Annotated in this window: 13 protein-coding genes; 5 read left to right on the top strand and 8 right to left on the bottom strand. The window is 65.4% G+C overall.

What is annotated here, in order from left to right:
- Positions 1–697, top strand: a 697-nt coding sequence (locus tag VKF82_08915) for a hypothetical protein (protein ID HME82183.1), incomplete at its 5' end; no start/stop codon positions are given.
- A 58-nt stretch (positions 698–755) separates the two neighbouring features.
- Here VKF82_08915 and VKF82_08910 read toward each other — a convergent pair.
- The 8 genes from VKF82_08910 to VKF82_08875 form a co-directional block, all read right to left on the bottom strand.
- Entirely contained in the window at positions 756–1,286 is a 531-nt protein-coding gene (locus VKF82_08910; GenBank protein HME82182.1) for a CvpA family protein, read from the bottom strand.
- On the bottom strand, positions 1,283–3,763 hold the full coding sequence (gene pheT / locus VKF82_08905) for a phenylalanine--tRNA ligase subunit beta (protein HME82181.1): 2,481 nt from the start codon (positions 3,761–3,763) through the stop codon (positions 1,283–1,285). The genes VKF82_08910 and pheT overlap by 4 nt, the downstream gene beginning before the upstream one ends.
- Positions 3,763–4,785 carry a phenylalanine--tRNA ligase subunit alpha gene (locus VKF82_08900; protein HME82180.1) on the bottom strand — a complete coding sequence of 341 codons (1,023 nt, stop codon included), beginning with the start codon at positions 4,783–4,785 and terminating at the stop codon, positions 3,763–3,765. The genes pheT and VKF82_08900 overlap by 1 nt, the downstream gene beginning before the upstream one ends.
- Positions 4,786–5,074: 289 nt before the next feature.
- Positions 5,075–5,893 (bottom strand): RNA methyltransferase, encoded by an 819-nt coding sequence (locus VKF82_08895; protein ID HME82179.1) that lies wholly within the window; start codon positions 5,891–5,893, stop codon positions 5,075–5,077.
- Positions 5,894–5,898: 5 nt separating this feature from the next.
- Entirely contained in the window at positions 5,899–6,270 is a 372-nt protein-coding gene (gene rplT / locus VKF82_08890; GenBank protein HME82178.1) for a 50S ribosomal protein L20, read from the bottom strand.
- Between the two features lie 62 nt (positions 6,271–6,332).
- Entirely contained in the window at positions 6,333–6,536 is a 204-nt protein-coding gene (gene rpmI / locus VKF82_08885) for a 50S ribosomal protein L35 (protein HME82177.1), read from the bottom strand.
- Complete coding sequence (gene infC / locus VKF82_08880) at positions 6,529–7,131, bottom strand: translation initiation factor IF-3 (protein ID HME82176.1); 603 nt, start codon at positions 7,129–7,131, stop codon at positions 6,529–6,531. The genes rpmI and infC overlap by 8 nt, the downstream gene beginning before the upstream one ends.
- A gap of 259 nt (positions 7,132–7,390) precedes the next feature.
- Positions 7,391–7,717, bottom strand: coding sequence for a cupin domain-containing protein (locus VKF82_08875; GenBank protein ID HME82175.1), 327 nt, complete (start codon positions 7,715–7,717; stop codon positions 7,391–7,393).
- 112 nt (positions 7,718–7,829) lie between these two features.
- On the opposite strand from VKF82_08875, the gene VKF82_08870 reads away from it, so the two are divergent.
- From VKF82_08870 to glmU, 4 genes are read left to right on the top strand one after another with little or no spacing between them, the layout of a single operon-like run.
- Complete coding sequence (locus tag VKF82_08870; protein ID HME82174.1) at positions 7,830–9,521, top strand: methylmalonyl-CoA mutase family protein; 1,692 nt, start codon at positions 7,830–7,832, stop codon at positions 9,519–9,521.
- 1 nt (position 9,522) lies between these two features.
- Positions 9,523–9,930, top strand: coding sequence for a cobalamin B12-binding domain-containing protein (locus tag VKF82_08865; GenBank protein HME82173.1), 408 nt, complete (start codon positions 9,523–9,525; stop codon positions 9,928–9,930).
- Between the two features lie 14 nt (positions 9,931–9,944).
- Complete coding sequence (gene gltX, locus VKF82_08860; protein HME82172.1) at positions 9,945–11,465, top strand: glutamate--tRNA ligase; 1,521 nt, start codon at positions 9,945–9,947, stop codon at positions 11,463–11,465.
- The gene (gene glmU / locus VKF82_08855) at positions 11,462–12,823 is read left to right on the top strand and encodes a bifunctional UDP-N-acetylglucosamine diphosphorylase/glucosamine-1-phosphate N-acetyltransferase GlmU (protein HME82171.1); all 1,362 of its coding nucleotides are present in this window, start codon (positions 11,462–11,464) and stop codon (positions 12,821–12,823) included. Before gltX ends, glmU begins: the two co-directional genes overlap by 4 nt.
- Positions 12,824–12,826 lie beyond the last annotated feature (3 nt).

Here is a 12,826-nt window from a genome sequence, read left to right as displayed (position 1 = left end):
CGCCACGGAGAATCACAGCAGCAACGGCGCGCTCGACGTGATCGCGCTGTTGGTGGGCGTGGGCGCGGCGCTGCTGGCGATCGGCCATCAGGGCAGCGCGGCCTCGGTGAATTGCCCGCCGCCGACGCCCTCCGGATCGTCCTGCGCGACGGCGTCGCCGACCGGCACCGGTGCTGGCAGCTTCACGGTCGCACTGACGAACACCATGGCCGGCAATCCAAAATCGCCGGTATTCACGTTCACGTTCAGCAAACCGGTGCAGAACGCGGCTTCGTTCGCCTTCGGCGACGTCTCGCTCATCTCCGTGACCGACACCATTCCGCCGAATCCGCCGATATCGACGACCGCGGTGAGCGTGTTCGCCGGGGCGACCGCGAACTGCATGTTCGATGGGACGGGAATGGTATTGACCTGCTCGGTGCTCGGGCAGCTCGTGTCTACCCACGCATATTTCATCAACTTCAGCACGGGAATCACAGCGACCGATGCGACCGCGCTGACCGCGATCAGCTTCCGCTACCCGAGCTCCGGCGTCATCCAGTCGATCATCGCAAAGCCGCTGGCTTCACCTGCGGCGCACGCGCCCCAACAGGGTGCGGGGACGAACGGCGCATCAGGTAATAATGGGGGCAGCGCGAACGGGAACGGCAACGGCGGCGGTCCGAAGGCGCCTCAGCCGCACGGCAATCCAAGGTAAAGAAGCGAAAAGAAGCCAGAGGCCCAGCCTCGGGCGAATGCCCGGGGCTTTTTCTTTTCTAGAGGCGGTGGTGGAGCATGTACGGGCGCACGATAAAGCGGTAGACTCGCGGCGACATGCCGATGACGGCGTCGTTGATCGGCGGATAATACGTGTCGAACCAGCTCGCGATGGGCGAATGACGCAAGGTATCGCGCACCTGCGCATCGATCGGCACGAAGAGCGCGAGGTAGAGCAGCACGAAGAGCGCGGCGAGCACCTTCACCGATGCCACCAGGCCGCCGCCGATCCCGCTGACCCAGAACCGCGCTGGCCACTCGCGATAACGCGCGAGGAACCAGCCGAGCGCGCGCATCAAACCGTACACGAGGAGGAAAACGAACCAGAACGCCATCAGGTGTCGCGCCGCCTCAGACAGCGGCCACGTCGGCGGTAGCCCGCTGGCAAACCCGCCCGACCACGTGCCGGCGAGCAGCGCGGCGACCACGAGCGAACCAAGATCGAAGAATTCGGCGACGAGTCCGGCGCGCCAGCCGCAGTAGAACGCCACCGCGACCGTCAGCAGTACCATTCCGTCGATCCAGGTCATCGCGCGCTGCCACGCAATACGGCGCCGAAGCGATCGCGCAGGGTCGCCAACACGAGGTTCATCGACGCGTCGGCTTCTTCGTCCGTGATCGTGCCGTCGGACTTGCGCAAGCGGATCGTCGTGGCGATGCTCTTCTTGCCCGCAGCCACTTGGGGACCCCGGTATTCGTCGAACGCTTTGACATCTTCGAGCGCCGGGATAGCGGCAGCGCGGATCGCGTCCATCAGGGCTCCCGCTTCGACCGCCTCGTCGACGACCACGGCGATGTCGCGCTGCGTGCCGGGGAATCTGGGCAGCGGCCGGAACGCGAGGACCGGCGGCGTCTTGGGCAGGTTCTCCAGATACAGCATGAACGCGTATGTGTGCTCCGGCAATTCGTAAGCCCGTGCCAAGCGCGGATGCAGGCGCCCGAACTTGGCGACCGGCCGGTCAGCGACCTCGATGGTGCCGGCGGCGCCAGGGTGCAGGTAGAGGCGTCCGTGCGCGCTCGTCGTGCCCGGCGTGCCGGTCAGCGCCGTCACAAGCGTCTCGACCTCGCCCTTGATCTGCAGCAGGCGGCGATCGACGGCTTCATCTGGTCCGTCGTCGGCGAACGCGGCGATCGCGCACAACGACGGCCATTCCAGCACTCCGTCGCTCTCGTATGCGCCCGATGGCGGCAGCGGAACGCTCGCAGCCGGGTCGTGGCTGCGTGCGTGCTCGGGCTCCGCGTCGCTCGCCCGGAAGACATGGCCGATCTCGAACAGGCGCAGCTCGCCGCCCGCGCGCGGCCACCAACGTGCGGCGATTTCGAGCACGCCCGGCAACAGGCTCGGGCGCAAGAAACGCTGCTCGTCAGAGAGCGGATTGACGACTGGTACGGGTTCTTTCCAGAACGGCAGGCCCGAGCGCTCCCATGCGCCCACCGCCGCCGAGCCCTGTAGCGCGAGCGTGACCAGCTCGTGATAGCCCAGCGCCGCCGATCTGCGCGCGAGCAGCGTCTCACGATCGTACAGGCCTTCGTCGACGTCTTGCGGTGACGCGTTGACGCGCTGTTCGGGAATCGAGTCATAGCCGGTGCAGCGTGCGATCTCTTCGACGACGTCGATCTCATCGGCGACGTCGCCGCGCCAAAACGGCGGGGCGATCGATAGCTCGGCAGCTTCGACGGCGCCGAACCCGATCGTTTTCAGCGCTGAGGCCATGGCCGCGCTCGAGAGCTGTGTGCCGAGGACGCTATTCACGCGTGCCGGCCGCACTGCGATAGTCCGCGGCGCGCGCTCCCGTACGCCGACATCGACGACACGGGACGGCGCCGCGCCGGCGGCGACGAGCAGCGCCGCGGCTGCGCGCCGGCCCAGCTCCGGAAGCTCGAGCGGCAGATCCTTTTCGTGCCGCGCGCTGGCTTCAGTTCGCAAGCCGAGGGCGACGGCGGCACGGCGCACGGCGGGTCCGGAGAAATTCGCAGCCTCAAGGAACAGCTGAGTCGTCGACTCGCTGACACCGGTGTCTTGTCCGCCGAACACGCCTGCGACTCCGACGATGCCATCGGCATCGGCGATGACAGGCGCTCCGCGCGGCAGCATGCGCTCGACGCCGTCAAGGGTCACGACCGTCTCGCCCTCGCGCGCAGCCCGTGCGGTCAGCGCGGCGCCGTGGATCTTCGCCGCGTCATAGAAATGGAGCGGCTGGCCGGTCTCGAGCATGGCGTAGTTGGACACGTCGACGAGCAGATCGATGCTGCGCATGCCGGCCGCGTGCAGGCGCAGGGTCATCCACATCGGTGAACGCCGCGCTTTCACGCCGGAGAAGCTTTGGCCCACGAAACGGCGGCACAGCGACTGGTCTTCGATCGCGACGCTGATCGCCGGCGCGGCGCTCCCGAGGGTCTCTTCGAAGCGCGGTTCATGCCACGGCACGTTCAGCCCCGCCGCCACCTCGCGCGCCAAACCGATGATCGAAAGGCAGTCGGGCCGGTTCGAGGGCACTTCGAGATCGAGGACCGCGCCGCCGAAACGCACGGCGCTCCAGAACTCTTCACCGACGGGCGCGTCGTCGTCGAGGATGAGGATGCCGTCTTCGAACTCTCCTGGCAATGCCAGTTCCGTCGACGAGCACATCATGCCGTCGGACTGCACGCCCCGCAATGCGCTTGCGCGTATGGTCTTCGTCGTGCCGGCTGCGCCATCGGTTGCGCCGTGCTCGTAGACCTGGGCGCCGACCAGCGCGATCGGCACGCGATTGCCCGCGGCGACGTTGCTCGCGCCGGTGACGATCTGCAGTTTCTGCGTACCGACATCAACCGTGCCGACCAGCAAGCGATCGGCGTTGGGATGCCGCTGCAGCGCCTCGATCTTGCCGACGACGATGCGCTCCGGCATGGGCTGGATCTCGACCGCGTCGACCACGAAGCCGCGCGCGGTCAGGACGTTCGCGACCGTCTGTGCATCGGCCGACGTGGTGACGTAGTCGGCGAGCCAACGCAACGGCACGCGCATCAGGTGAACTGCTCTAAGAACGCGGGATCGTTCGTGGTGAACAGGCGGATGTCGTCGATGCCGTGACGCAACATGGCGATGCGCTCGATGCCCAGCCCCCACGCCCAGCCGGTGAACTCATTCGGATCGTAGCCCGCAAGTTTCAAAACGTTGGGATGCACCATGCCGCAGCCGCCCATCTCGAGCCAACCGGAGCCCTTGCAGACGCGACAGCCGGCGCCGTCGCACACGCCGCACGACAGATCGATCTCGGCCGACGGTTCGGTGAATGGGAAGTACGAGGGTCGAAACCGCGTGCGCCTGGTCTTGCCCATCAGATGCCGGCACAGGTCGCCGGCGAAACCTTTGAGATGGCCGAACGTCACGCCGCGATCGACGTGCAGTCCCTCGACCTGATGGAACATGTAGGAGTGGCTCGCGTCGAGCGCGTCGCGGCGATACGCTTTGCCGGGCACGATGACCGCGAGCGGCGGCGGGTACGCCTGCATCGCGCGCATCTGCACCGGCGACGTGTGCGGGCGCAACAGCGTGCCGGGGGGCAGATAGAACGTGTCCATGCCCTCGCGCGCCGGATGGTCGGCTGGGATGTTCATCGCTTCGAACGCGTAGAACTCGGTCTCGACCTCGGGACCCGTGATCACCGCGAAGCCGCGCGAGCGGAAAAAGCCGGCGATGTCGTCGAGCGTGCGCCGCAGGGGGTGCAGGCTGCCGGTGCGCGGCGGGATGGCGGACAGCGTGACGTCATAGCGGCGCGACAGGTCGCCCGCGAGCGCGGCATCTTCGATACGCGATTGGGCAGCGTTCAGTGCGGCCTCGATCGCCGCTTTCGCCTCGTTCGCGGCTTTGCCGAAGGCGGCCCGGTCGGCGGCGGGCATCTTGGCCAGGCTTGCCATGACGGCGGAAAGCTTGCCGCCTTTGCGGCCCAGCAGCGCGGTGCGCAGCGCCTCGACCTGCTCCATATCGGCGGCAGCGTCCGCACCTGCGCGCGCCTCATCCACGAGGCCTGCTAACTGATCGCTCACATCGACGCCCCGAAATATGCCCCGAAATATAAAGATGGCCGCATCTCTGCGGCCACCGTACATAGAAGAGTCCCGATTATCCTAGTTTGATGCTGATGGCGCCATTCGACGGTAGATGAGGTATGCTTTGACCGACCCGGTCGTGATGAACAATTTCCAAAACAGCACTGGAGAAAGCATCCGGGATGCAAGACCTCCTTCGTACTCCTGTTCGCCGGACCTGAGTATAACATACGTCCGGTGGTATAACAAGGGCGCCGAGGACTTGACATTTCATGGGCTTTTGTTCTCATCGTTCAGTGCTTAAGCGCAATCCACAGCGAGCCAATTCATAGAGCACGATCGAGCCTGCGACGGCGACGTTGAGGGACTCGCCGGCCGGCCGCTGCGGAATGCCGACCACCATTGCGAATGCGTCCGCCGGCACCGCGCGAAGCCCATGGCGTTCGTTGCCCAGCACGAGCGCGCTGCGTTGGGGAAGCTCGACCGAACGTATGTCCGGTCCGGTGGCCGAGGCACCCATCACGCTGAGCTCCCCTTTGCCGAGCGCCCCGGCCAATTCCGACCACGCGGCGTAGCGCACGATGGGCACGCGGAAGAGCGCTCCCATGCTTGCGCGTACCAGCTTATCATTGTACGGCTCGACGGAAGCCGGGCCGAAGCAGACCGCGCTCACGCCGAACGCTTCTGCGCTGCGGACAAGCGTGCCGGCGTTGCCAGGATCATCGAGGTCATCCAGGACGAGCACTACCGCCGCGCCTTGAGGCGGCACCAGCTTATGCAGCGCCGCGACGTCGCGATCGATGAAGCCTACCTGCGCGACGACGCCTTGCGGCGTCCGCGTCTGTGCGAGCGATTCAAGCGTGCGCTCGTCCACCGCGTAGACCGGCACGCCCGCCTGTTGTGCGAGCTCGACGCAGGCCGCCGATTCGGGCCGGGCCTCCGAGAGGCAGAAGACCGCACTGGGAATGATGTCGTTGCCGAGCGCCGCTTCGATAAGCGCCGGGCCCTCGATGAGAAAGCACCGCGCCTCGGCGCGATGCTTCTTCGTGTGGAGGAGACGAGCTGCGCGGACGTGCGGGCTATGGAAGCCCGCCGCCACAGCCATGTGCGTTACGCTCCGGCGGCGGCCGGCGCGTGCTTCTTCGCGATCTCGAGCAAGCGCGCGAACGCGGCCTGATCGTTGATCGCAAGGTCTGCGAGCACTTTACGGTTGATCGCCAGGCCCTCTTTCTTGAGTCCGCTCATGAGGCGGCTGTACGTCAGCCCCTCGCGCCGTGCGGCCGCATTGATGCGCGCGATCCACAGCGCTCGGAAATCGCGCTTGCGGACGCGCCGGTCGCGAAACGCGTACGTGAGCGAATGCAGCAGCGCCTCATTGGCGGCCTTGTATGTCCGGCCGCGGGCGCCCCGGAACCCTTTGACCGCCTTGAGAACTTTGCGTCGCTTCTTGAGCGACATCATCCCGCGTTTGACGCGTGCCATAATCTATTCTTTCCTCTTAAATGTAGCGGCCGAATTTATTCGGCCGTCAATCTATTCGACCGTTATGCGTACGGCAGATGGACTTGCAGCTTCTTCAGATCCGTCTTGTCGACCAACGTCTGCTTGCGGAACTTGCGGATGCGTTTCGGCGACTTCTTGGTCAGGATGTGGCTGCATCCCGAGAACTGCCGCTCGCGCACGAACTTGCCCGTGCCCGTCTTCTTGACGCGCTTGGCGGTCGCGCGATGTGTTTTCAATTTAGGCATTCTTGACCTCAACCGGTTTCGGGTGTTTGGCGGCTTCGGCGGCGATATGCGCCGCTTTGGCCGCGCTGTGCGCGGCGACGACTTCGGGCTTCGGCGAGAGGATCATGAACATGTTGCGTCCCTCAAGCCGCGGTTCGCGTTCGACGATCGCGATCGGCGCGGTGTCTTGCGCCATGCGATCGAGCAGCCGTCTGCCGTGCTGCGAATACGATATCTCTCGACCGCGGAACATGATCGTGACCTTCAACTTGTCGCCGTCTTGCAGCAGCCGTTCGGCGGTGTGGAACTTGGTCTGGTAGTCGTGTTCCTCGATCTTCGGACGGAGCTTGACTTCCTTGAGCTCCATCTTGTGCGATTTCTTGCGCGTCTCTCGGTCCTTCTTGTCCTGCTCGTAGCGGAGCCGTCCGTAGTCGTCAAGCCGGCACACCGGCGGCGCCGCGGTCGGCGAGACTTCGATCAGGTCGACGCCGCGTTCCCGGGCGAGCCGGATGGCGTCGTAGGTGGACATGATGCCGAGTTGGGCACCGTCGTCCGCGATCACGCGGACTTGGGGGACGCGGATCTGTTCGTTGACGCGTAGCGCTTTCGAGCTAATGGCTGGCGACTTCGCCGCGCGTCATCACGCTGGTATTCGTTGGCGACCTCCTTTATGGTTACCGCGGGAAACAAAAAAGCCCGCTGGTGCAGGCTACCCTCAAAGCAAAGCGCGAGCTTTTGATTTTGCGGCCTTCGTCTTTGCCGACCGGACTGGCAGCCGAGGCGCCGTCCGGTGCGAAGGGTAGTCGTAAGTGCCCCCGGATTATATCAAGCCGGGACAGCCTTGGTCAAGGCCTCGTTGCGCGAGAACCGTCGCTTTAGCGCTCGCCGCCTGACGGACCCCAGAATATCACCCAGGTCGCGAAGTCGTCGCTGAACTGCTCGAATCGATGTTCGGTCTTCGCGGGCACGAAGAGCACGTCGTTCGGTCCGAACTCGTGGCGAGCATCGCCGTTGCGAAACCACCCGTGCCCCGAGATGACGACATAAAGCTCGTCGCGATCGTGCGGCATCTGCGTATCGCGCCCGTGCGGCGCGTAATACTCAAGCTCCATGCTGCCATGCGCGAGCACCAATGCGGCGAGTCCGAGCTTGGGTGCCGCAGCTGCGGCTTTGACGGTGGCGTGGATGCCCTCATGTGCCATTGCGGTTCGCCTCTCTACGCCACCGCTTTGGCCTCCGAGCGCAGGCGAGCCTTGTCCGCAGCGCGAAAAACGTGGAAGCGGCCCATAATAAGGATAAAGGACGATTAACCTCGTGGCAAAGCTGGTAAACGGCAAAGGCGAGAGCGCTAGCGGCAACGGAGCCGTGGAGGCTTCAAAAGCGCGTTGGGAAGCCCAGTTCGACACCTCGGCCAAGCTGCCGGGCGCGAACGACCGCACGCTTTCCGATCATCCCCTCAAGCCGTTGTACGGGCCTGAAGATCTCTCGGGCATCGACTACGATCGCGATCTTTCGTATCCGGGCCAGTATCCGTACACGCGCGGCATCCACCCGACGATGTATCGCGGCCGGCTCTGGACGATGCGCCAGTTCGCCGGCTTCGGCACGGCCAAGCAGACCAACCAACGCTACAAGTTCTTGCTCGAGCAAGGGCAAACCGGTCTGTCGGTCGCCTTCGACATGCCCGCGCTCATGGGCTACGATTCGGATCACCCGCGCTCGCTCGGCGAAGTCGGCAAATGCGGCGTCGCGATCTCGACGCTGCAGGACATGCAAGACCTGTTCGCCGGCATCGACCTGGGCTCGATCACGACCTCGATGACGATCAACTGCACCGCGCCGGTGGCGCTTGCGATGTATATCGCGACCGCCGAGGCGCAGGGCGTGCCGCAGGAGCGGCTCGGCGGCACCATGCAGGCCGACATGCTCAAAGAGTACATCGCACAGAAAGAGTGGATCTACCCGCCCGAACCGTCGATGCGCATCATCACCGACATGATGGCGTATTGCGCCAAGAACGTGCCGAAGTGGAACACGATCTCCATCTCCGGTTATCACATCCGTGAAGCCGGTTCGACCGCCGCGCAAGAGCTCGCGTTCACGCTGGCGGACGGCTTCGCATACGTCGAAGCCGGCGTCGCCGCCGGAATGGACGTCGACGACTTCGCACCGCGTCTGTCGTTCTTCTTCAACTCACATTCGGACTTCTTCGAAGAGATCGCCAAGTTCCGCGCCGCGCGCCGCATCTGGGCGCGCCACATGCGCGAGAAGTACGGCGCCAAGAATCCGCGCTCGTGGGCGCTGCGCTTCCACACGCAGACCGCGGGCTGTTCGGCGACCGCGCAGCAGCCCGAGAACAACATCATGCGCACCGCGTTCCAGGCGCTGGCGGCGGTGCTTGGCGGCACGCAATCGCTGCACACCAATTCGCTCGACGAAGTGCTCGCGCTGCCCACCGAGAAGAACGTCGCGATCGCGCTGCGCACGCAGCAGATCATCGCGTACGAGACCGGCGCGGGCAACGTCATCGACCCGCTGGGCGGCTCGTATTTCGTCGAGAAGCTGACGAACGAACTCGAGGCGGCCGCAGAGGACTACTTCCGGCGCATCGACGAGCAGGGCGGCGTCATCCCCGCCATCCACAACGGGTTCTTCCAGCGCGAGATCGCCGACGCGGCGTACGTCTACCAGCGCGAGCTCGAGAACGGCGAGCGCATCGTCGTCGGCGTCAACGATTTCGTGGTCGAAGAAGAGCAGCAGATCTCGCTGCTCAAGATCGACCGGGCGATCGAGCTCGAGCAGTGCGAGCGCGTGCAGGCGTATCGCGCCTCGCGTGACGCCGGGATGGTCGAATCGGCGCTGGCCGCGTTCAAACGCGCCGCCGAGAGCGGCGAGAACCTGATGCCCCACTATCTGAACTGCGTGAAGAGCAAAGCGACGCTGGGCGAGATCTCCGAGGCGCTCGTGCCGATCTTCGGCCGCTACCGCGAGCCGGCGTTCATCTAGCGTGGCACGCCCGATCCGTATCCTCGTCGCCAAAGCAGGGCTCGACGGTCACGACCGCGGCGCCAAAGTGATCGCGCGCGCGCTGCGCGATGCCGGCTTCGAAGTGATCTACACCGGGCTGCACCAGACGCCCGAGCAAGTCGTCGAGGCGGCGATCCAAGAGGACGTGGACGGCATCGGATTGTCGATCCTTTCCGGCGCGCATCTGACGCTCTTTCCGCGCATCAAGCAGCTGCTCGACGAAGCGGACGCCGGCGACATCGTGCTCTTCGGCGGCGGAACGATTCCCAACGAGGACATCCAGCCGCTGCTCGACGCAGGCGTCGCCGCCGTGTTCACCCCCGGCACGCCTATCGCGACCATCGTCGACTTCGTGCGCCGCGAATGCGGCAAACGGGTCGAAGCGTAAAGGACAGCGCGTTCGTGGGCGCGGCGCCGGTCCGGGTGCGTTTCGCACCGAGTCCGACCGGCTTCTTGCATGTGGGCGGCGCGCGTACCGCGCTCTTCAACTGGCTCTTCGCGCGCCACAACGGCGGCACGTTCGTGCTGCGGGTCGAGGACACCGATAGCACGCGCTATTCGGACGAATACGTCGACGCGATCTACCGCGCGCTGCGCTGGCTCGAGCTTGATTGGGATGAGGGTCCTGACGTCGGCGGTCCGTTCGGGCCGTACCGGCAGCGCGAGCGCGTCGAACTGCATCGCGCCGCGGCGAAAGAACTGCTGGCACGCAACGCGGTGTACGAATGTTTTTGCGGTCCCAAGAAAATGGACGAGCGTTCCGAGGAGCCGGATGACGAATCTGATCCTGAATCAGCGCCTGCGGCCGAGCGCAGCGGCGAATGCACCTGCGCAAGCCTCACACCTCGCATGCGCGAGGAGCTGATCGGCCAAGGCGTGCGCCCCGCGCTTCGCATGCGCGTCGATCCGCTGCGCGCAGTTGTGGTCGACGACATCGTGCGCGGCCGGGTGGAGTTCCCGGCGGGCACGATCGGCGATTTCGTCATCGTCAAGAGCGATGGCGGGCCGCTCTACAACTTCGCCGCCGTCGTCGACGATCACGCGATGCAGATCACGCACGTGATCCGCGGCGAAGAGCATCTGGCGAACACCCCGAAACAGCTGCTTATCTATGAAGCGCTCGGCTGGCAGCCGCCGCGGTTCGCACACATCCCGATCATCCTCAACGAGCAGCGCCGCAAGCTGAGCAAACGCGACGGCGCGACCTTCGTGAACGAATACGAAGCGCTCGGCTATCTGCCCGAGGCGCTGGTGAACTTCTTGGTGCTGCTGGGCTGGTCGCCGGGCGGCAATCGCGAGCTGATGACGCGCGCCGAGATGGTGCGCGACTTCACGATCGAGGGCGTCGTCAAGCACCCGGCGATCTTCGACCACGCCAAACTCGCCTGGATGAATAAAGAATACCTCAAGCAGCTGCCGCCGGACGAGCTTGCGCGGCGGGTCATCGAATTGCTCGAGCAGCGCACGCCCGTACCCGATCGCATCGACGCGGACCACGTCGCGCGGGTCGTCGGGCTGTTGCAAGAACGCGCCTATACGGTGGCCGAGATCGCCGATCAAGGCGCGTATTTCTTCACGCGCGGACCGATCGAGCCGGCGCCTGAGGCGCTGGCGAAATACTGCGCGTCGCCGGAAGCGGTTGCGCGCCTGCGCGAAGTTCGCGAAGCCCTAAGCGCTGCCTCGTCGGATGGCTTCACGCCGGAAGCGGTCGAAAAGGCAATCCGTGGACTCGCCGAGCGCACTGCGCTCAAGGCCGCAGCCTTTATCCATCCCTTGCGCGTCGCGGTCACCGGCCAAGCGGTCAGCCCCGGCATCTTCGAGGTCTGCGCGATTTTGGGCCGCGACGTGACGCTGGCGCGCATCGACGCACTGCTCGAGCGTCTGCAACGCCCGCATGCCGTCGGCGCGGAGCAATCAGTGTGAGCCCGCGTGCGAACGCAATCATCCTGGCCGCCGGCAAGGGCACGCGCATGAAGAGCAGTTTGCCCAAAGTGCTGCATCGGCTGTGCGGGCGCACGATGTTCGAGCACGTGCTGCTCGCGGTGGTCAAGGCAGGCATCGATCCTGCGAGGATCGTCGTCGTCGTCAGTCCAGAACTCGAAGAGCCGCTCGAGAAGCTCGGCGCGCACACCGTCGTGCAGCAGCCCCAAAACGGCACGGGTCACGCAGCCCGGCTGGCGATGGACGAACTGCCCGGCGACGATCCGGTGCTGGTCGTCAACGCCGACATGCCGCTGCTGACGCCGGCGCTACTTGGCGCCGTCGTCGACGTGCGCGAGCGCGGCCGCGCCGCCCTCTCGATGCTCACCACGCACATGCCCGGCGCGACGAGTTTCGGCCGCGTGGTGCGGCGATCGGGTCGCCCCGCGCGCATCGTCGAACACACCGATGCGACGCCTGATGAGCTGCTGATCACCGAGGTGAACGCCGGCGCGTACTGCTTCAAGGCATCGGCCCTGCGCGACTACTTGAAGCGCCTGAACACCAAGAACGCGCAAAAAGAGCTGTACCTGACGGATTGCGTCCAGCTGGCGGTCGATTCGGGCGCGCTGGTCGAGGCGGTGGTCAGCAAGGATCATCACAGCGTGCTCGGCGTGAACACGCTCGTGGAGCTGGCCATCGCGCGCCGCGTGATGCAGCGTCGCATACTGCGCGAGCACATGCTCGCGGGAGTCTCGATCGTCGATCCGCAGACGACGTACGTGGATGCAGATGTAGATCTTGCGGCAGACGTCACCCTGTTGCCGCAGACGCACGTGCTCGGCACGAGCGTCGTCGGCCCGGGTTCTGTGATCGGTCCGAACACGACCCTGCACAACGCGACGATCGGCAGGGATGTCACCATCACGTATTCCGTCGTGCGCGACTCCGCGGTCGCCAGCAAAGCCACCGTAGGTCCGTTCGCTCACATCCGGAACGGCGCGCAGATCGAAGAAGCTGCGCGCGTCGGCAATTTCGTCGAGATCAAGAATTCGCGCTTGGGGCGCGGCGCGAAGGCCAGTCATCTCAGTTATTTGGGCGATGCGGAGATCGGCGACGAGGCCAACATCGGCGCGGGCACGATCACGTGCAACTACGACGGCGAGCGCAAGAACAAGACCGTGGTCGGCGCGCGCGCGTCGATCGGCTCGAACACGTCTCTTGTCGCGCCGGTGGAAATCGGTGATGGAGCGCTGACCGGAGCCGGCTCGGTCGTCACGCACGACGTGCCGGCCGGCGAGCGAGTCGCCGGCAATCCGGCGCGGCCGATGCCGAAGAAGGAGCGCGTCAAGAAGCCTTGAGTC

The organism is Candidatus Eremiobacteraceae bacterium, assembly GCA_035314825.1.
Classification (GTDB): Bacteria; Vulcanimicrobiota; Vulcanimicrobiia; order Eremiobacterales; family Eremiobacteraceae; genus JAFAHD01.
Note: the sequence above shows the minus strand (reverse complement) of the source record. Positions and strands in the feature narration are given on the sequence as shown.

Bases quoted from the DNA above. Each gene is read 5' to 3' on its own strand.
- VKF82_08910 (HME82182.1), bottom strand. From the start codon at position 1,286: ATGACCTGGATCGACGGAATGGTACTGCTGACGGTCGCGGTGGCGTTC.
- pheT (HME82181.1), bottom strand. From the start codon at position 3,763: ATGCGCGTGCCGTTGCGTTGGCTCGCCGACTACGTCACCACGTCGGCC.
- VKF82_08895 (HME82179.1), bottom strand. From the start codon at position 5,893: ATGGCTGTGGCGGCGGGCTTCCATAGCCCGCACGTCCGCGCAGCTCGT.
- rplT (HME82178.1), bottom strand. From the start codon at position 6,270: ATGGCACGCGTCAAACGCGGGATGATGTCGCTCAAGAAGCGACGCAAA.
- rpmI (HME82177.1), bottom strand. From the start codon at position 6,536: ATGCCTAAATTGAAAACACATCGCGCGACCGCCAAGCGCGTCAAGAAG.
- VKF82_08875 (HME82175.1), bottom strand. From the start codon at position 7,717: ATGGCACATGAGGGCATCCACGCCACCGTCAAAGCCGCAGCTGCGGCA.